Below are 17,758 nucleotides of genomic sequence, written 5' to 3' on the forward strand. Positions count from 1 at the left end.
ATTCGCCATCCCGCGGCAATATGGACGGTATGGGCTCTCCGCTAGCTTTCGCCGCGATCTGCTCGAAGGTCCGCTACCGCCGGTTTTTCTGATTTTGGGTCAATGTTCTGACGGAAAAGCCAAAGTCATCTGACGTTCTACACTTGACACAAAACTCCGAAGCGAAATTAGGCGTTTGGTCGAGAAATACCACCGTCATGCGGATTGGCTCGGCAATGAAATCAATCTTGAGGCGTTTTGCGCTTTACCTAAGCTAAAGTATCGCCAATCACGCTGAGCGCTTTTTATCTGCCAAGCCTTCCCCCGGGATGCGCTGCTAATCAGCGCACCTTCAATGTCGCCAATCCGATCATCGCGAGGATCAAGGAGATAATCCAGAACCGGATCACGATTTGCGGCTCGGCCCAGCCCTTTTTCTCATAATGGTGGTGGATCGGCGCCATCAGGAAGACCCGTTTGCCCGTCCGTTTGAAATAGAGCACCTGGATGATCACCGACAGTGCCTCGACCACGAAAAGCCCGCCGACAATGGCCAGCACGATTTCATGCTTTGTGGCCACCGCAATGGCCCCCAATGCCCCGCCAAGCGCCAGTGATCCGGTATCGCCCATAAAGACGGCTGCGGGGGGGGCATTATACCACAAGAAGCCCAAACCGCCGCCGATCAGCCCGGCTGAAAAGACCAAAATCTCGCCAGTTTGCGGCACGTAATGCACGTCCAGATATTCGGTAAAGTCGGTCCGGCCCACCGCATAGGCGATGATCCCAAAGGTCGCCGCAGCAATCATCACTGGCATAATTGCCAGCCCATCCAGGCCATCGGTCAGGTTCACTGCATTGGCCGCCCCCACGATCACGATGATCGCGAAGGGGATGAACATCACGCCCAGATTGATCAACGTGTCCTTGAAAATAGGCAATGCCAGTTGGTTGGTCAGATCCTCGGGGTGATATTGCGCGGCCCAGTAGCCCGCGACCCCTGCAATGATAATACCCAGCAAAATCCGTATCTTACCTGACACGCCCGCGGTGTTCTGTTTAGACACTTTGGCATAGTCATCGGCAAATCCAATTGCCGCAAATGACAGGGTCACAAAAAGAACCATCCACACAAAGGGGTTATCAAGCCGCGCCCAGAGCAGCGTCGATGTGGTCAGCGCCCCGACAATCAAAAGCCCGCCCATGGTTGGCGTGCCGACCTTGCTAAAATGCCCCTCAGGCCCATCATCACGGATCGGTTGCCCTTTGCCTTGTTTGCGCCGCAGCACGTTGATCAGCGGCGGTCCAAAAATAAACCCAAACAGCAGCGCCGTCATAAACGCGCCACCTGCCCGAAAAGTGATGTACCGAAAGAGGTTATAAAAATCGCCGCCATCCGAGAGCGCCGTCAGCCAGTATAACATGTCGTTCCTTTAGTTTTCTTGGGAGCGCCGATGCCCCAGTTTGCGGATGGCGTCAACGACAAGGCTGACATTACTGCCCTTTGAGCCCTTCACCAGCACAACATCGCCTGCATCCACCAGGCGCGGCGTTTGTCCGACCAGCTCTTGCGCGGTTTCGGCCCATTGCCCGCGTTTTTCATCAGGCAGCGCCAGCCACAGGTGATGCATCAGCGGCCCGGCGCAATGCACCAAATCGATATCGTTCAAATAAGGGCTCCCAGCGATGGCCCTGTGCATGCCCACCTCATCATCGCCCAGTTCCAGCATATCGCCCAGGATCGCAATCCGCCGCCCCTTGACCAACCGTCCGACATGGTCTTGCGGGGCAGACGCCGCCAGCACCTCAAGCGATGCGGCCAGTGATGTCGGGTTGGCGTTGAACGCGTCATCCAGCAGCTCAATGCTTTCTTCATTGGCCGGGTCCGTCACGATCATTTCGCGCGTTCCCCGCCCCGCAGGTGGCACCCAGCCTGCAATATCAAGCGACGCCGCCACCGGGTCCGCCCCCAGCGCGTCAGTCACGGCCAGTACCCCAACCGCGTTCATTGCAAAATGCCGCCCCGGCACTGAAAGCTTGAACAGATAGTGTTGATCGGCATGGCGGGCATTGATGATTGTCACATCCCCCGTCAGCCGCACATCCTGCACCATCCAGTCCCCGCCCTGTTCCCCGAACAGGGTCTTTTTGATCCCCATCTCAGCGGCATGATCCTGCAAAATCTGGCTGGTTTCGATATCCCCGTTCAGTACCGCAATCCCCCGCGGCAGCAGCCCATCCATAATGCACGCCTTTTCCACGGCGATCCCCGCAAGGCTGTCAAATGCTGCCAGATGCGCCGCTGCGACGGTTGTCACCATCGCCACATGCGGTTGGGCCATTTGCGACAGCGGTGTGATCTCGCCCGGGTTGCTCATCCCGATTTCGATCACCGCGTAATCGCAATCGGCGGGCATCCGCGCCAAGGTCAGCGGCACCCCCCAATGGTTGTTATATGAGGCCTCCGCCGCGTGGCAGTTGCCTTGCCGCGACAAGACCGTCCGCAGCATTTCCTTTACAGAGGTTTTCCCGACAGAGCCGGTAATGGCCGCAATCCGCGCCCGTGTCCGCGCCCGTGCGGCCCGGCCCAGATCCTCAAGCCCTTTCAGCACGTCTGGCACGATCAAAAGCGGCGCATTGCTGTCCACATTCTCGGGCCGGTGGCTGACCAATGCGGCAGCTGCCCCTTTCTCAAGCGCTTGCGCCACAAAATCATGCCCGTCCCGGATGTCTTTCAGCGCGACAAACAGATCGCCCGGCCGGATCGTTCGCGTGTCAATCGACACCCCTTGCGCGTTCCACACCGTGGTGCTGTGCCCGCCGGTGGCGGCGGCTGCATCCGATGAGGTCCAAAGGCTCATATCCGCCCTTCCAACGCCGCCACGGCCACGCTGGCCTGTTCCACATCATCAAAGGGCAGAACCGTGTCGCCGACGATCTGCCCGGTTTCATGCCCCTTGCCTGCGATCAGCAGCGCGTCACCGGGGGCAAGCATGTCGATGCCCCGCAAGATCGCCTCGGCCCGGTCGCCGACCTCGGTAATGCTGTCTGTGCCCCCCGCGCCTACCGCACCGGCCATAACGGCCGCGCGGATGCTGGCGGGGTCTTCCGAGCGGGGGTTGTCATCGGTGACGATCACGATGTCTGCATTCTGCGCCGCTGCCGCCCCCATCAAAGGCCGCTTGCCCGGGTCCCGATCACCGCCCGCGCCAACAAGCGCGATGGTCCGCCCCATCACATGCGGTTTCATCGCCTGAAGCGCCGATTTCACTGCATCAGGTGTATGCGCATAATCAACAAACACCGCCGCCCCGTTTTCGCGGGTGGCTGCCAGTTGCATCCGGCCACGGACGGTATGCAGATGCGGCAGCGTGTCAAACACGTCTTCCGGCGGCGCGCCCGCTGCGATCACGAGCCCTGCAGCCAGCAGCACGTTTTCGCCCTGGAACCCGCCAATCAGGTTCAGCCGCGCCTGATGCGATTTGCCCTGCCAGGTGAACAGGATGTCTTGCCCCGTGCCATCAAACCGCTGCGCCGTGAGCCGCAAACGCGCATCAGAGTAGTGGCCAACGCTGATCACCTCTTGGCCGCGCGCAGTGCAAATCTCTGCAACCTGCGCCCCATGCGGGTCATCAAGATTGATTACAGCAACCCCATCTTCGGACAAGACCCGGCGAAAAAGGCCCATCTTAGCTTCAAAATAAGCCTCTGAGGTTTCGTGATAGTCGAGATGATCCTGGGTAAAATTCGAAAAGCCAGCAGCCGCCAGAACGACCCCATCCAGACGCCTTTGATCCAGCCCGTGTGATGATGCCTCCATCGCCACATGGGTGACACCGTGATCGCGCGCCTCGGCCAGAACCCGGTGCAGCGTGATCGGCTGCGGCGTTGTCGGTTCCAGCTTTGTATGTTGCAGAGGATCGGTCCACGCCCCTTCAACCCCGGTGGTGCCCAGGTTGATCGCGGCCAGTTCCATTTCTTCCCAGATTTGCCGGCAGAAGGTGGCGACCGAGGTCTTCCCATTGGTCCCGGTGACCGCCACAACAGAAGCCGGGTGCGGTCCGAACCAGAGCGAAGCGGTTTGCGCAAGCGTTTGGCGCGGGTCTTCGGCGATGATCAGGGCGGCATCAGATGCAGCCAGTTCCTGCGCTGCAATCTCGGCGCCCTTGGCGTCGGTCAGAATGGCAGCGGCCTGCATCCGCAAGGCATATTGGATAAATTCACCGCCATGTACCTGCGCACCGGGCAGCGCGGCAAACAGGAAACCTGGCTTGACCTGACGGCTGTCAACGGCCAGGCCGTTGATCTGAGCCTCGGCCCCGCCTTGTGCGCGCAATCCCAATTCCGCCAGCGATTTCATCTGCGCCCCCGCTCAGTTTGACGTGAGTGTTACACCGACTGATTGCGCGCTGTCCATCTGTGGCCGCAACCCAAGCAGCGGCGCAACGCGCCTGATCATCTCGGCGGCGACAGGCACAGCCGTCCAACCGGCAGTGCGGCGATCTTCGCCCAGCGTGTGGATCTCCGGCTCGTCCAGCGTCACGATCAGCACATATTCAGGATCATTGGCAGGGAACACGCTTGCGAATGTCGCGATCACCTTGTCATCATAATAGCCGCCGCCATTTTCGCGCGGCTTATCGGCGGTCCCCGTCTTACCGCCTACCAGATAGCCCTGCACATCCCCAAAAGAGGCGGTCCCGCGCGAGACCACTTGCCGCAACATCTGCACCGAGCGCCGCGCCACGGCTTCGGACATCACCCGCGGTCCAGGCGCGGGGTTTGGGGTGCGCAGCAAAGTCGGTGTCACCTGCGTACCGCCATTGGCGATGGTCGCATAGGCCGCAGCCAAATGCAGCGGCGAGGCCGACAGCCCGTGCCCGTAAGAAATTGTCATTGCCGAGATTTCAGACCAGTTTGGCGGCAAAAGCGGTTTACCCGTAGGCGCTTCGATCATCTCAACCGGGGTTGGCTGGAAAAACCCAAGCGCGCCCAGAAAATCGCGCTGCCGTTCGGCCCCGATTTGCATGGCGATGCGCGCCGTCCCGATATTTGAGGATTCCACGATCACATCAGTGGCCGACAATTCAGGCCCGTAATCATGGAAATCCCGGATGCGGAAACGGCCCCAGGTCAAAGGCCCTTGCGTGTCGATCATGGTGTTGGGGTTGATCAAACCCAGTTCCATCGCTTGGGCGACCGCAAAGATTTTGAAGGTCGAACCCAGCTCATAGACCCCCTGCACCGCGCGGTTAAACAGCGGGCTGTCCGATTGATCACCCTCAAGCAGCACCCGCGGGCGGTTATTGGGGTCAAAATCCGGCAAGGACACCATTGAGATAATCTCGCCAGTATGCGCATCCATCAGGATCGAGGTGGCGCCTTTGGCGTTCATGATGGTCATGCCGCCTGCCAGCACCTGTTCGGCGGCGGCCTGCACGGTCAGATCGATGGACAGCTCAAGCGGCGCGCCCTCATTGGCGGGATCGCGTAAGTAAGCGTCAAACTGGCGTTCGACCCCCGCCACGCCGATCACCTCGGCGCTGGCCACCCCTTCGCGACCGTAAGAGGCCCCGCCCAGGATATGCGCCGCAATCGGACCGTTTGGATAAAGCCGCATCTCACGCGGGCCGAACAGCAAGCCGGGGCTGCCGATATCATGCACGGCCTGCATCTGTTCGGGGCTGATTTGCCGGCGAATCCACAAAAATTTGCGCGAGCCGGTGAAATCGGTCAGCAGCTCATCGGCATCAAGTTCGGGAAAGATCTTGACCAATTCGGTCGCAGCATGGACCGGGTTGATCATGTCCTGGGGATGCGCATAAAGCGAATGCGTCGCCAGGTTCGTCGCCAGAATACGTCCATTTCTGTCAACAATATCAGACCGCTGCCCGATAATCGGATTGCCAACTGCGCTTGCGCGCGGCTCTTCCGGCACGGAGGAGGCCAGCGTGCCCATCCGCATCCCAATGGCCCCGAAGGCCAGGAAAAACGCAAGCCCCAACACCAACAGCCGTCCTTCGGCGCGCTGACGCTGCTTGTCGGCCATTTCCTCATGCCGCTTGCGCCGGTTTTCCGCTTCGATCGCGTCCGGGTTTTCGCCCTTTTCGCGGGCTTTCAGGATGCGGGCCAAAGGCCGCAGCGGCGTGCGCGTCATAGGTCATTCTCCAACGCGGCAAGATCATCGGCGGACAGCTCAATCGGGTTCGTGATCGGCGCAATGGGCGGCAGCGGATAGATTACCTGATCAACGGCGCCAAAGGCCTCGGGCATCAGTGGCAACAGGCCCAGTCGGTCGAAATTCAGGTCCGCCAGATCGGTCAGCCGGTCGGGCCGGTTCAGATAGGCCCATTCTGCCCGCAGCATGCCCAAACGCTCATGCGCGCCGCCGATTTGCACATGCAAATTGCGCACATCCTTGATCGCCGCCTGCGTTTTGTAATTTTCCTGATAGGCCCAAAAGGCCAGCCCGATCACCGCCAAGGCGGCCATCACATAAAACAAACCACGCATTACCTGCCCCCCTTTCGTTTCTTCATTGGCATGCCCAGCGCACCTGGGTCGATATCCTCGGCCGGTGCGTCCGTGCGGATCGCCACCCGCAATTTGGACGAGCGCGCACGCGGATTTTCTGCCAGCTCTTGGTCATCCGGCCCAATCGCCTTGCGCTTTTCAATCCGCCAGGCCGGAGTGATCTGCGCCGTTTCGGGCGCGTAACGATTGGCATTGGCCGTATTGCCGGACCGAGCCTGCAAGAACCTTTTGACCATCCGGTCCTCGACCGAATGAAAGGTCACGACTGCCAATTGCCCGCCCGGCTTTAAGGCCCGCTCAGCAGCCATTAGCCCCTGCGCCAATTCTTCATATTCGTTGTTCACCGCGATCCGCAGCGCCTGAAAGGTCCGCGTGGCCGGGTGCGATTGCCCCGGTTTGGCGCGCGGCAGGCAGCCTTCGACAACCTTTGCCAATTGCAAAGTTGTGGTCAGCGGGCGCGCAGCTACAATTGCCTTGGCGATCCGGCGCGAGGCGCGCTCTTCCCCGAAAAGATAAATGATATCAGCCAGTTCAGCTTCGCTGGCTTCATTGCACAGATCAGCCGCTGAGACCCCCGATTGCGACATCCGCATATCCAGCGGCCCGTCGCGCATGAAGGAAAAGCCGCGTGCGGCGATATCCAGCTGCATCGAACTGACCCCAAGATCCAGCACGACCCCATCCAGATCCGACGCGTATTCATCGAGTTTGGAAAACACACCCGCCACCGTTTCGATCCGGTCGCCGAAGTCACCGATCCATGCCGCCGCCATCTCAAAGGCCAGGGGGTCACGGTCAACGCCGATCACCTTATCCGCGCCAGCGGCCAGCAGTGCGCGCGTATAGCCCCCATTGCCAAAGGTGCCATCAAGCCAGACCCCAGAAACGGGCGAAACCGCTGCGATGAGCGGTCTGATCAGGACGGGAATGTGAGGTGAAGTGGACGCGGCAGCAGTCATTGTCCCTACTCATCCAGCAGGATGAGCGGATCAAAGCCATCCTCCTGCTCTTCAAGCCAATCACTCAGATCTTCGGCTACTTCGGCGGCGAATGTCTCGGCTTTCCAGATTTCAAAGTGGTCGCCCAAACCGCTGAATGTCAGCTCGCCATCTGTCAGCCCCAGCTTTTGGCGCTGCTTGATAGGCATGACGGTGCGCCCATCCTTATCCACCTCAAGCCGGATGGATTGACCAATGATCAAACGGGACAGTTTTTTCTTATTGGCCGAGCCGCGGGGCAATGCGTTGATCTGATCAACGACCTTGTTGAATTCTTCAACTGTATAACCATGCAGCTGGTTTTTCAGGTGATCACCATAAAGAAGATACATGCGCGGGGACAGGCCGGAGGTCCACTCAGGGTCACCAGATTCGAGCACGCGACGAAAATCGGCAGGGATCGACATGCGCCCCTTACCGTCCACCTTTTGGGTGTGTTCGCCTGTAAAACTCAGAACCACTGTCCCTCGGTCCTCGCCCTTCCCCCCGCAACTTTGCTTCAGATGTGAAAACGGCGGATTGATCTGCTGCCACTGATCAACCCGCCGCCTTCGTCCCATTTTCTGGGAAGTCCGACTGCGCGTGCCACCTGGGGGGATGTCTGCTCGCTCACGCGCCGGATCTTTGTTGGGTAAGAGCGAAGCCTGTATGAAACCTGGCTTTGCCGGTTGGGGTTCTTAGCGCCCCGATTTGAAGTCTTGTTCGCCTTACCGTGCAACTGTTGTGACACCACTTCCCTCACCGATCAACAACTTTTTGGGAATTCATGGAACCACATGGTGTTTTGAGGACCCTCAGAGAACAAGATATGGGGTCAAAGATGCCGAATTTGAAATAATTGTGGCGCAACTATGAAATAAGAACACAATATATGGTGTCCAATTGCCGCGAAAAAATAATTCCAGGAAATCCCGCTTTTTTGCAGATAAGGCAGCGGGCAGCATCTAAGCAGCACCGCCAAGACCCGTTCATAACCACAAATTCCCGGGAAAGTGATTCGAAAATGGTTTTGATTCCATGAATTCCCGGAAGCGTGTGCTTCTTGCATCATTTCAGGCGACGTACAGCCAGGGTTGACCGGCCATATGTTCCAAACACCGCCAATTTGATTTCTGAGTAAAAAAGTCAGATTGACTTATCCGATTAAATTACTCAGACTTAGATCAATATCCAGCCACCCCGGTTCGCCCGGGCCAGCCCGACAATCGTCAGATGAAAGAACGCACCCAATGCAAACCCCACAGGACCGACAGAAGGACCGCACTGATATGTGCTGCGCCGGACGGCCGGGCCGATCCGCGATTGCAGATGGTGCGACAACACAGCGGCAGGTACAGTAATGTCATTTCAATCAGCCCCCCAAGCCATGAAGCCCATCGCAGACACGCTGCCGACCTATTTGGCAAACGACCTGACCAAAGAGGGTGATCAGGCCCATATCGTGCTTGGCGATCAGACCTACACATTGCGCATCACCCGCGCGGGCAAACTGATCCTGACCAAATGAACGCACCGCAGATGAAACGTGGCGGCGCCCCGGTCGGGCATGTGGCCGAGCTGGACGGTATCGAAGCCGCATCAGTCATCTATCTGCGCCTGTGGTGCGATGGCCCTGACGGACAGGACAGCGTGTCAGAGGATTTCGCCATGGGGCTTGGGCCGGAAAACGGCGCCAAGGCCCGCGACGCCTTTGCCGAGCTTTGCCGCCTTTGCGCCCATCACGGTCGTCGGCCAATGATGCGGCACGGTGTCAGCTGCAAATGCCTGGGTGCGGATGAGGCGTGTTTTGCCAATTTCATTGGTGCCGCAGCACAAGGCGCATCCGAAGACGCTATGCTGATCGCCACTTTGATGGTCCGTGCTGACTTTGCACCGCTTGTCACTGCGCTTGCGGCAGATGTCGGACAGGCCTTTCGTATGATGAACCTTCGCGCCCCAGAATGCATGGCAGGCAAAGACGCACCGTTTTACCCACCCTCGACCACTCTTCACTAACTAAAACCAAACTCCACAAACAGGAAAAGACAAATGAAACCCACCTATCTTGCGTCAACGGCACTCTGCTTGGCACTCGCGACGCCTGCTCTGGCGGTCGAAACGACTGATGTTCTCGGCACATATGCAGATATCGCCGCAGCAAACTATGCTGACAGCGTGACAACAGCGAAAACGCTGCAAGCCGCCGTCAACGCGCTGGTCGCTGATCCATCTGCCGCCAATCTGCAGGCCGCAAAAGACGCATGGTTGGCCGCGCGTGTCCCCTACCAGCAAACCGAAGTGTTCCGCTTTGGCAATGCCATCGTTGATGATTGGGAAGGCAAAGTGAACGCATGGCCGTTGGACGAAGGTCTGATTGACTATGTCGATGCATCTTACGGTGGGCCAACCGACGAAAACGCCGCGGCTGCGCTGAACGTGATCGCAAACGCGTCGTTTGAGCTGTCCGGCGAAACCATCGACGCCTCTGAAATCACACCTGCCCTGCTGGAAGACACCCTGCAAGAGGCCGACGGTGTCGAGGCCAATGTTGCAACCGGCTATCACGCGGTTGAGTTCCTGCTTTGGGGTCAAGATCTGAACGGTCACGGCACAGGCGCAGGTAACCGCCCTTGGACTGATTACGCCGCAGGTGACGCCTGCACAAACGGCAATTGTGACCGCCGCGGTGAATACCTGGTGGCTGCGACTGATCTGCTGGTCTCTGATCTGGAATGGATGGCCGCACAATGGGTCGAAGGCGGCGATGCGCGCGCTGAGCTGACCGCCGATGCCGATGCCGGTATCGCGGCAATCCTGACCGGTATGGGCTCTCTGTCATACGGTGAAACAGCTGGTGAGCGGATGCGCCTTGGCGTGATGCTGAACGATCCAGAAGAAGAGCATTCCTGCTTTGCCGACAACACCCATAACGACCATTTCTACAATGGCGTTGGCATCCAGTCTGTCTATCTGGGCAGCTATACCGGCATCGATGGCACCGTTGTCAGCGGCCCATCTTTGTCCGAGCTGGTTGCAGAAACGGATGCAGCCCTCGATCTGGAAATGCGCACCAAACTGTCGGACGCTGTTCTGGCCCTGGGCCGGATCAAAACAGCTGCAGAATCCGGCTTTACCTATGACATGATGCTGGAACGCGGCAATGAAGCTGGCGAAGCGCTGATCATGGGCGGTGTGAACGGTCTGATCGACCAAACACGATCAATTGAACGTGTGATCGCTGCTTTGGGTGCGGATGGTATCGAAATCGAAGGCTCTGACAGCCTTGACGATCCAGAAGCCGTCTTCCAGTAAGCATGTATCTGGTCTTGCCGGGCAACCGGCAAGACCTACCTGACATGCGAACGAAGATGGGCGGGGATTGATGCGTCTTAAAAAGGTCAAATCAGCCTATATACTGCCCTTCGCAATTGCGGCGGGCAGTCTTGCTTTGGCGGATAGTCTTGGCGTTCAATGGGATCATCTGGACGATCCGCACCTGAACACCGTTTCCCGCACTGCGGCCGAGGCCACGCGTATTGCAGCAGCCACCGCGATCGCCACTGATTTCACCGCCCCCCAACGGTTTGAGGACAAACCCGCAGGTGCCGCCACCGTCCGCGCAATGCAGACCGCCAACGCCTTTTCCGAAGCCTCTGGCAATATAAGCTTTGAGGATCAGCTGAACTTTAAGGTCGGCAATGGTCTGTTCCGTAAGCTGTGGGTGTCCTCCCCTTCATCCACCTTGGCATCCGATGGGTTGGGCCCGCTTTACAATGCCCGCTCTTGCCAGCGCTGCCATATTAAAGACGGGCGCGGGCACCCGCCTGCCAATGCCGATGACAACGCGATCTCAATCTTTCTGCGCGTCTCCATCCCTGCCCCGCCTGAGGCCGCGCAGGTGGATATTCACGACTATATCGCGACCCTGCCCGATCCGACCTATGGCAGCCAGCTGCAGGACTTTGCCGTGCAGGGGCATCCCTCTGAATACCGGTTTGATGTCACTTACACCGAAGAGCTGATTACCTTGGCAGATGGGGTGCAGGTCCCGCTGCGCCATCCAACCTACCGGGCCGCTGATCTGGGCTATGGGCCATTGCACCCCGACGCGATGCTCAGCCCCCGCGTCGCCCCCCAGATGATCGGGCTTGGCCTGCTTGAGGCGATCCCTGCGGCCGATATTCTGGCGGGCGCTGAGCCGGATGATCTGGATGGGGATGGCATTTCCGGGCGTCCGAATGTCGTCTGGTCTGCCGAATATGATCAGCCCATGCTGGGCCGGTTCGGGCTGAAGGCCGGATCGCCCACGATACGCGAACAATCCGCCAGTGCTTTTGCGGGTGATATCGGCATCTCAACCCCGCTGTTTCCGGCAGGTGCAGGTGAATGCACTGCGGCACAGACCACATGCCTGAACGCTATCCATGGCGATGGCGACGATCGCGGGACAGAGTTGGATGCCGAGGGCCTTGATCTGGTTACCTTCTATAGCCGGAACCTGGGCGTTCCGGCCCGGCGCAATCTGGATGATCCGCAGGTGCTGCTGGGCAAGCAGGTCTTTTATGAAACCGGCTGCATCGCCTGCCACACCCCCAGCTTTGTCACCCACAGGCTGGAGGACCAACCTGCGCAGAGCTTTCAGCTGATCTGGCCCTACACAGATATGCTGCTGCATGATATGGGGCCCGGACTGGCCGATAACCGGCCCGAGGCCCGGGCAACCGGCACCGAATGGCGCACGCCGCCGCTTTGGGGGATCGGCCTGACCGAACAAGTTAGCGGGCACACGTATTTCCTGCATGATGGCCGGGCCCGGTCGCTGCTTGAGGCCGTGCTGTGGCATGGCGGTGAAGCCCAGGCCCAGCGTGATGCCGTGATCGACATGACAACCGAAAACCGCGACGCGTTGATCGCATTCCTGGAGAGCCTATGAAACCTATTGCCCTCGCACTCGCACTGATATGCCCGACGGTTCTAACCGCCCAAAGCGCAAACCCGGTCGTGACGGATATCGTAGAGGGACATATCCTGCCTGGATTTGAAAGCTTGGCAGCAAATGCCCAAACTCTTGCAGATACCGCAGCCGCAGATTGCGCGCCCACATCACCGGATTTGCGCGGTGCCTATGGGGCGGCCTTTGACGCCTGGGTATCGGTCAGCCATCTGCGCTTTGGTCCGACCGAAGTGGACGACCGCGCCTTTGCGCTGGCTTTTTGGCCCGATAGCCGGGGAACGACCCCGCGCAGTTTGGGCAGCCTGATTGCCCAGCAAGACCCGATCGCCAACGACCCGGCCGCCTATGCCGAGGTGTCCATCGCCGCGCGCGGGTTTTACGCGCTGGAATTTCTGCTGTTTGATGAGGCGTTGATGAATGCAGGCGATGCCGCTTATCGCTGCACGCTGATCCAGACCGTCACCGCCGACATTGCGCTGACAACGCAAGATATCGTCGATGCCTGGCAGACCGATTATGCAGAAACGTTGCTGAACCCTGCGCCCGATGGCTATTACCGCAGCGATCTGGACGCGCTTCAAGAGCTGTTCAAAGCCCTTTCAACCGGGCTGCAATTCACCTCAGACACGCGGCTGGGCCGTCCGCTTGGCACATTTGACAGACCCCGCCCCACAAGGGCCGAGGCCCGCCGTTCGGGCCGGTCTGCGGCCCATGTGATGCTCAGCCTGATCGCGCTGCAGGATTTGGCCGGACGGCTGGCAGCGGATGATCCGGCCATGGCCGAGGATCTGGATGCGGCCTTTACCCAGGCGCGCGACCGCCTGGCCGATCTGGATGATCCGGTTTTCGCTGGGGTTGCGCAGCCGCTGACCCGCATCCGTGTGGAAGCCGTCCAGCAAAATGTCGACGCAATCCGTGCGATAGTTGGCAATGATCTGGGGCCAACGCTTGGCGTCGCGGCGGGCTTTAACTCGCTCGACGGGGATTGAGATGTGCGCTGCGGCGACAGGACGGCGGCAATTCCTAGGCGGGCTGCTTGCCGCCGGTCTGGCCCCGCGCCCAACCTGGGCGGATGCGGGATCGCCCACGTTTCTCTCGGCTGCCGCTACGTCTGATGGCCGCTATTTGCTTTGCGGCATTGGCGCGGATTTGACGATCCGCTTTCGGCGCCCCCTGCCCGATCGCGGTCACGCCGCAGCAGCGCATCCGACACGCCCCGAGGCCGTCGCCTTTGCCCGCCGTCCGGGCACATTTGCGATTGTCATCGATTGCATGACCGGCACCGAAAGGGCCATTTTGACCGCCCCCGAAGGGCGACATTTCTATGGGCATGGCGTGTTTTCTGAAGATGGCAGCCTGCTTTTCACCACCGAGAACGATTATGAGGCCGGGCGCGGCCGGATCGGGATCTGGGATGCCAATGCTGGCTATGCCCGGCTGGATGAATGGGACAGCGGCGGGATTGGTCCGCATGATATCAAACGCCTGCCCGGCAGTGACGTCTTGGTCGTCGCAAATGGCGGCATTGATACCCATCCCGAAACCGGGCGGACCAAGCTGAATATCCCCACCATGGCCCCCAACCTTGCATATATCGCAGATGGCGCGCTGCTGGAAACAGCGCAGCTGGCACCTGATTTGCACAAAAACTCAATCCGGCATCTGGCGCTTGATGCCCAGGGCACTGTCGCCTTTGGAATGCAGTGGCAGGGCGATGGCGTCGTGTCCGCCCTTGTTGGAACCCATCGGCAGGGCGCGCCCATGACGCTGATGGAGGCCCCGCAACCCGATATTCGTAATATGGAGGGCTATATTGGCAGTATCGCGATGGGCGCCGATGGCCGCACGATTGCTGTCACGTCGCCTAGGGGCGGGCTGCTGCATCTGTATGACGCCGCCTCAAAGCAACTGATCAAGGCCGAAGCCTTGGCCGATATCTGCGGCGTGGCAACGCTGGGGCCCGCATTTGCAGTCACCTCAGGCACCGGCGCTTTGCGCCAGACCGATGGCCAGCAGACCATCGGCAGCCGCCAGGCCAATCTGCAATGGGATAATCATCTGATCCCAATTGCTACACCGTGATCTGTACACCGCCTTGCCCTAAAGGCACAGCGACCCCCGCTGGGACTGTCAAATGATAGCGCATCCCTTCCGGGGTGAAATCCTGCCGCGCCACGCCCCCCAGCTGTATGGGCAGAAACGACAGCAGCATCTCTGTGCCAAAGCCCTGCCTTTGCGGGGCTTGCACATCTGTCTGTCCCGCTTCTGACCAGGTAAAGCTTTGGCTGCCATCGGCACGGTTTTCCCAACTGATCTGCACCTGTCCGGCCCCGCCCCGCAGCGCCCCAAATGCGCGTGCGTTCAGCAGTAATTCATGGATCCCAATCGCGAAGGCCTGCGCATGAATGACCGAAAGCTGCCAATCGGGGCCGGTCATCGCCAGCGCAGTAGGGTTATCACGCAGCCGCGTTGGCAATTGCTGCTTGATCAGACAACGCAGGTCCATCCCGTACCAGTTTTCCCCCGAAAGGTTCGTGTACACAACGCCCAGCGCCGTAATCCGGTCATCCAGCGCATCAAGGAATGTTTCATGATCACGGGCCGTATGCCCCATCCGGCGCGCCAGAGCCTGCACCACGTTCAGCACATTCCCGACCCGGTGCTGCAATTCCCCCACCGCGATGTCATGCTGCCGCAGCCGCCGCACCGTATTTGAGACATCCGTAATTTGGCACAGCGTGTTACCTGCTTCGAGCGGCGTGCAAGTCAGATCCCACCAGTGATCAGGACTGTTCCCGTCCCCCCTATTGTGAAGCCGCGTCGGCGCGGACTTGCAAGGCTGCGCGAATGTATCGGCATTGGTGGGCAGGTAGTTTCGAATGGGTTCGTAAAGAACGGTCGCCATCGAGAGCCCAAGCAGGTCGCACAATGCCTGATTGGCTGCGATACAACGCAGATCGGGATCAAGCACACAGAACGGTGTCTGTGTGTCTTGAAAAATCTGGTCAAAACCTGAAAACACCAAACACCCTCAAAAGTTGATCTACCCCAGCATGATACACTTTTTTGTTATTGTCTGCCCTTTAACGTCATCCACGTTAAGAAAGTTCCCCTGTTGCGCCCCCAGCGCAGCGGGGTGTAGGCAGGCAAGGTGGTTGTAAGGCAAGGTTATGGCACAGGATCAGCAGTTTAATATCATGATCGTGGGGCAAGCGGGCCGCCTGCAATATGAAGCCCTGCTTTTCATGGCGTCCCTGCGTCAGTATGCACCTGATTTCAAAGGGCAAATCATCATCGCCGAACCCCAGCCCGCCCCCCTATGGGACAAAGACCCCAGGATCGCGCCCGACATCAAAACCGCTTTGACAGAGCTGGGCGCCGATATCCGCCCCTTTGCGTCGGTTCATTTCGGGCAGGCCTATCCTTATGGCAACAAGATCGAAGGATTGGCCGTACTGCCTGCCAGTGAACCCTTTGTTTTCTTTGACACCGATACGCTGATCACAGGCGATATCACGGCGCTGCCCTTTGACTTTGACCGCCCCGCTGCCTCAATGATGCGCGGCCCGACCTGGCCATTAGAAGAGCTTTACTGGCCCGGTTACGCGGCCTCATGGAAGGCGCTTTATGATCGCTTTGGCCTTGATTTTGAAAGCAGTCTGGACCTGCGCCAACCCGATGAATATTGGGAACGTTATCTGTACTTTAACGCCGGTTGGTTCTTTGGCGCGGACCCTGCCGCCTTTGCGGACCGCTTCACCGAATATGCTGTATCGATCCGCGACGATCCACCTGCAGAAATCGTGTTGCAATCCCTGGACCCCTGGCTGGATCAGGTCGCCTTGCCCCTGGTCATCCATAGCTTTGGCGGCGGGCGTCCGAGCAGCGCGTTGGCGGGGCTTGATGGCGAAATTACCTGCCATTACAGAGCGTTACCGCTGCTTTATGCGCGCGGGACGGATCGGCAGATTGGTATTCTTGAAGAGATCGCCGCGCCCAACAAGCTCAAAAAGCTGCTTAAGCAATATGACCCGTTCAAGCGGATGATTTATCAAGGGCGCGGGCACAAGGTGCGGGCGATGTTTGACCAAAATGACCTGCCCCGACGCGAGCAGGCATTGCGCAACAAGATCAAAGCGGCGGGGTTCTGGCTGCGCTGACAAATGCCGAACACGGCCGTTATGTTTGGCGTACAGACCCCGTACATATGCTGTATGTACAAAACCGCCTGCCCAAGCAAAACAGGTTAACGCGCGATGACCTGAATGTTCCAGCCGTCCCGACAGCCGATATCGGCAGGACGATCAAAAACCTCTTCGCTTTGCAGGACAAATGCATCCCCTTCCAAATTCCAGGCCCGCAGAATGCAGGTCGATGAGGATTGCATATGATAGATGTAAAGGAGCGTGCTATCCGTGCTGAAATCCAGCGCCTGTTCGGCGGTCCGTTCGCCGCCAAAAGGCGGATCAAGCTGTTGTCCTGTTTCGACGTCGGTAAAGCTGTGATAGGCGCAACTGCCGCCACAACTATGCATCACAACGGAATAGCGCCCCGCGAAATTCGCCCCCTGCTGCACCCCCCGTGCGATGTCGGGTAAGATGCGGTCCCGCTCCCAATCGCTGAAACCTGTAGGATCGATCTGTGCCGGTACGTAGTCTTCCGGCACGTAGGATTGCGTTGGAAAACGGCTTTGCAGGGGCCCGTTTGACGGAATGAAACGCGGCGCATTTTCGACGCCCCCCGGCTTGGCGCAATCTTGGTTCCAGAACGCCGCTTTTGCATCGACATCCTGCGCGGCAAATCTGGTGGCTTGGACGGCCCAAGCCTGATAACTTTTGCCCGCGCCCCATAGCGCCAAGATGTAATCAAGCGTGACCGGCTGTACCGGATCAGGCACATCGATCCTTTCCTCGGCGGTGATCAGCTCTGGCACGCCCAACATCCGGCCGAGAATGCCGCATGCGTGCTCTTGCTTGATGTTGGGGGCAAGATCCCTGTCCGCCAACGTGTCGGCAATTGTGCCGCGATAGACCACCCCGCGTTCTGCCGCGAAGAGCCGGTCAAAATTTGCCGCAAACAAACCTTCGGCATCTTGCAGGTAAGACGCGCCCTGCGCAGCAACGGTTGGAATAACGTCTTCCCATGGCGCGGCCTGAACGGGCGCGGCGGTCATCAGGCAAAAAGGCAAGATACGAAAGGTCGTCAGCATAATCTGTTCTCCGAAATGAGTTGATCAAAACACGCACCATTGCGGCGCCAAACACAAAAGGGAAATACCGGGGACATGGTGACACAAAACACCGATTGGTCAATG

General features: G+C 59.0%; 16 protein-coding genes. 7 read left to right on the top strand and 9 right to left on the bottom strand.

The annotated features are described in order from the left end of the window. Positions 1-320 precede the first annotated feature (320 nt). From mraY to AABB29_RS18255, 7 genes are read right to left on the bottom strand one after another with little or no spacing between them, the layout of a single operon-like run. Positions 321-1,403, bottom strand: coding sequence for a phospho-N-acetylmuramoyl-pentapeptide-transferase (gene mraY, locus AABB29_RS18225; RefSeq protein WP_373636669.1), 1,083 nt, complete (start codon positions 1,401-1,403; stop codon positions 321-323). A gap of 9 nt (positions 1,404-1,412) precedes the next feature. Then, entirely contained in the window at positions 1,413-2,840 is a 1,428-nt protein-coding gene (gene murF / locus AABB29_RS18230; protein WP_341365560.1) for a UDP-N-acetylmuramoyl-tripeptide--D-alanyl-D-alanine ligase, read from the bottom strand. Then, on the bottom strand, positions 2,837-4,339 hold the full coding sequence (locus AABB29_RS18235) for a UDP-N-acetylmuramoyl-L-alanyl-D-glutamate--2,6-diaminopimelate ligase (protein WP_341365559.1): 1,503 nt from the start codon (positions 4,337-4,339) through the stop codon (positions 2,837-2,839). Before AABB29_RS18235 ends, murF begins: the two co-directional genes overlap by 4 nt. Positions 4,340-4,351: 12 nt before the next feature. Then, positions 4,352-6,136 (bottom strand): penicillin-binding protein 2, encoded by a 1,785-nt coding sequence (locus AABB29_RS18240; RefSeq protein WP_341365558.1) that lies wholly within the window; start codon positions 6,134-6,136, stop codon positions 4,352-4,354. Next, positions 6,133-6,492: a cell division protein FtsL gene (locus AABB29_RS18245; protein WP_341365557.1), complete on the bottom strand. Its 360-nt coding sequence runs from the start codon at positions 6,490-6,492 to the stop codon at positions 6,133-6,135. Before AABB29_RS18245 ends, AABB29_RS18240 begins: the two co-directional genes overlap by 4 nt. Then, positions 6,492-7,472, bottom strand: a complete 981-nt coding sequence (gene rsmH, locus AABB29_RS18250; protein ID WP_373636670.1) for a 16S rRNA (cytosine(1402)-N(4))-methyltransferase RsmH — start codon at positions 7,470-7,472, stop codon at positions 6,492-6,494. The genes AABB29_RS18245 and rsmH overlap by 1 nt, the downstream gene beginning before the upstream one ends. A 5-nt stretch (positions 7,473-7,477) precedes the next feature. Further along, entirely contained in the window at positions 7,478-7,972 is a 495-nt protein-coding gene (locus tag AABB29_RS18255; RefSeq protein ID WP_341369051.1) for a cell division/cell wall cluster transcriptional repressor MraZ, read from the bottom strand. 878 nt (positions 7,973-8,850) lie between these two features. Between AABB29_RS18255 and hemP the strand changes: the two genes are divergently transcribed. The 6 genes from hemP to AABB29_RS18285 all read left to right on the top strand — a co-directional run bounded on the left by hemP (position 8,851) and on the right by AABB29_RS18285 (position 14,526). Beyond that, positions 8,851-9,018, top strand: a complete 168-nt coding sequence (gene hemP / locus AABB29_RS18260) for a hemin uptake protein HemP (protein ID WP_341365556.1) — start codon at positions 8,851-8,853, stop codon at positions 9,016-9,018. Continuing rightward, entirely contained in the window at positions 9,015-9,506 is a 492-nt protein-coding gene (locus AABB29_RS18265; protein ID WP_341365555.1) for a hypothetical protein, read from the top strand. The genes hemP and AABB29_RS18265 overlap by 4 nt, the downstream gene beginning before the upstream one ends. A gap of 33 nt (positions 9,507-9,539) precedes the next feature. Further along, entirely contained in the window at positions 9,540-10,802 is a 1,263-nt protein-coding gene (locus AABB29_RS18270) for an imelysin family protein (RefSeq protein WP_341365554.1), read from the top strand. A 70-nt stretch (positions 10,803-10,872) separates the two neighbouring features. Then, positions 10,873-12,423 (top strand): di-heme oxidoredictase family protein, encoded by a 1,551-nt coding sequence (locus AABB29_RS18275; protein ID WP_341365553.1) that lies wholly within the window; start codon positions 10,873-10,875, stop codon positions 12,421-12,423. Continuing rightward, positions 12,420-13,433 (top strand): imelysin family protein, encoded by a 1,014-nt coding sequence (locus AABB29_RS18280; RefSeq protein ID WP_341365552.1) that lies wholly within the window; start codon positions 12,420-12,422, stop codon positions 13,431-13,433. Before AABB29_RS18275 ends, AABB29_RS18280 begins: the two co-directional genes overlap by 4 nt. A gap of 1 nt (position 13,434) precedes the next feature. Then, positions 13,435-14,526, top strand: a complete 1,092-nt coding sequence (locus AABB29_RS18285) for a DUF1513 domain-containing protein (RefSeq protein WP_341365551.1) — start codon at positions 13,435-13,437, stop codon at positions 14,524-14,526. Here the strand turns inward: AABB29_RS18285 and AABB29_RS18290 are convergent. Then, a complete protein-coding gene (locus AABB29_RS18290; RefSeq protein WP_341365550.1) occupies positions 14,516-15,466 on the bottom strand; it encodes an HWE histidine kinase domain-containing protein in 951 nt (316 codons plus the stop codon). The genes AABB29_RS18285 and AABB29_RS18290 overlap by 11 nt on opposite strands. A gap of 148 nt (positions 15,467-15,614) precedes the next feature. Here AABB29_RS18290 and AABB29_RS18295 point away from each other — a divergent pair, with 148 nt between their 5' ends. Next, complete coding sequence (locus tag AABB29_RS18295; RefSeq protein ID WP_373636671.1) at positions 15,615-16,604, top strand: hypothetical protein; 990 nt, start codon at positions 15,615-15,617, stop codon at positions 16,602-16,604. Between the two features lie 86 nt (positions 16,605-16,690). Here the strand turns inward: AABB29_RS18295 and AABB29_RS18300 are convergent, their stop codons facing one another. After that, a complete protein-coding gene (locus AABB29_RS18300) occupies positions 16,691-17,653 on the bottom strand; it encodes a hypothetical protein (protein ID WP_341365549.1) in 963 nt (320 codons plus the stop codon). Positions 17,654-17,758: the final 105 nt, after the last annotated feature.

This window comes from Yoonia sp. BS5-3 (assembly GCF_038069655.2).
GTDB lineage: Bacteria > Pseudomonadota > Alphaproteobacteria > Rhodobacterales > Rhodobacteraceae > Yoonia > Yoonia phaeophyticola.

What these genes read in the sequence shown, in the direction of transcription:
- mraY (WP_373636669.1), bottom strand. Translation starts at nt 1,403, where the DNA reads ATGTTATACTGGCTGACGGCGCTCTCGGATGGCGGCGATTTTTATAAC.
- murF (WP_341365560.1), bottom strand. Translation starts at nt 2,840, where the DNA reads ATGAGCCTTTGGACCTCATCGGATGCAGCCGCCGCCACCGGCGGGCAC.
- AABB29_RS18235 (WP_341365559.1), bottom strand. Translation starts at nt 4,339, where the DNA reads ATGAAATCGCTGGCGGAATTGGGATTGCGCGCACAAGGCGGGGCCGAG.
- AABB29_RS18240 (WP_341365558.1), bottom strand. Translation starts at nt 6,136, where the DNA reads ATGACGCGCACGCCGCTGCGGCCTTTGGCCCGCATCCTGAAAGCCCGC.
- AABB29_RS18245 (WP_341365557.1), bottom strand. Translation starts at nt 6,492, where the DNA reads ATGCGTGGTTTGTTTTATGTGATGGCCGCCTTGGCGGTGATCGGGCTG.
- rsmH (WP_373636670.1), bottom strand. Translation starts at nt 7,472, where the DNA reads ATGACTGCTGCCGCGTCCACTTCACCTCACATTCCCGTCCTGATCAGA.
- hemP (WP_341365556.1), top strand. Translation starts at nt 8,851, where the DNA reads ATGTCATTTCAATCAGCCCCCCAAGCCATGAAGCCCATCGCAGACACG.
- AABB29_RS18265 (WP_341365555.1), top strand. Translation starts at nt 9,015, where the DNA reads ATGAACGCACCGCAGATGAAACGTGGCGGCGCCCCGGTCGGGCATGTG.
- AABB29_RS18270 (WP_341365554.1), top strand. Translation starts at nt 9,540, where the DNA reads ATGAAACCCACCTATCTTGCGTCAACGGCACTCTGCTTGGCACTCGCG.
- AABB29_RS18275 (WP_341365553.1), top strand. Translation starts at nt 10,873, where the DNA reads ATGCGTCTTAAAAAGGTCAAATCAGCCTATATACTGCCCTTCGCAATT.
- AABB29_RS18280 (WP_341365552.1), top strand. Translation starts at nt 12,420, where the DNA reads ATGAAACCTATTGCCCTCGCACTCGCACTGATATGCCCGACGGTTCTA.
- AABB29_RS18285 (WP_341365551.1), top strand. Translation starts at nt 13,435, where the DNA reads ATGTGCGCTGCGGCGACAGGACGGCGGCAATTCCTAGGCGGGCTGCTT.
- AABB29_RS18295 (WP_373636671.1), top strand. Translation starts at nt 15,615, where the DNA reads ATGGCACAGGATCAGCAGTTTAATATCATGATCGTGGGGCAAGCGGGC.
- AABB29_RS18300 (WP_341365549.1), bottom strand. Translation starts at nt 17,653, where the DNA reads ATGCTGACGACCTTTCGTATCTTGCCTTTTTGCCTGATGACCGCCGCG.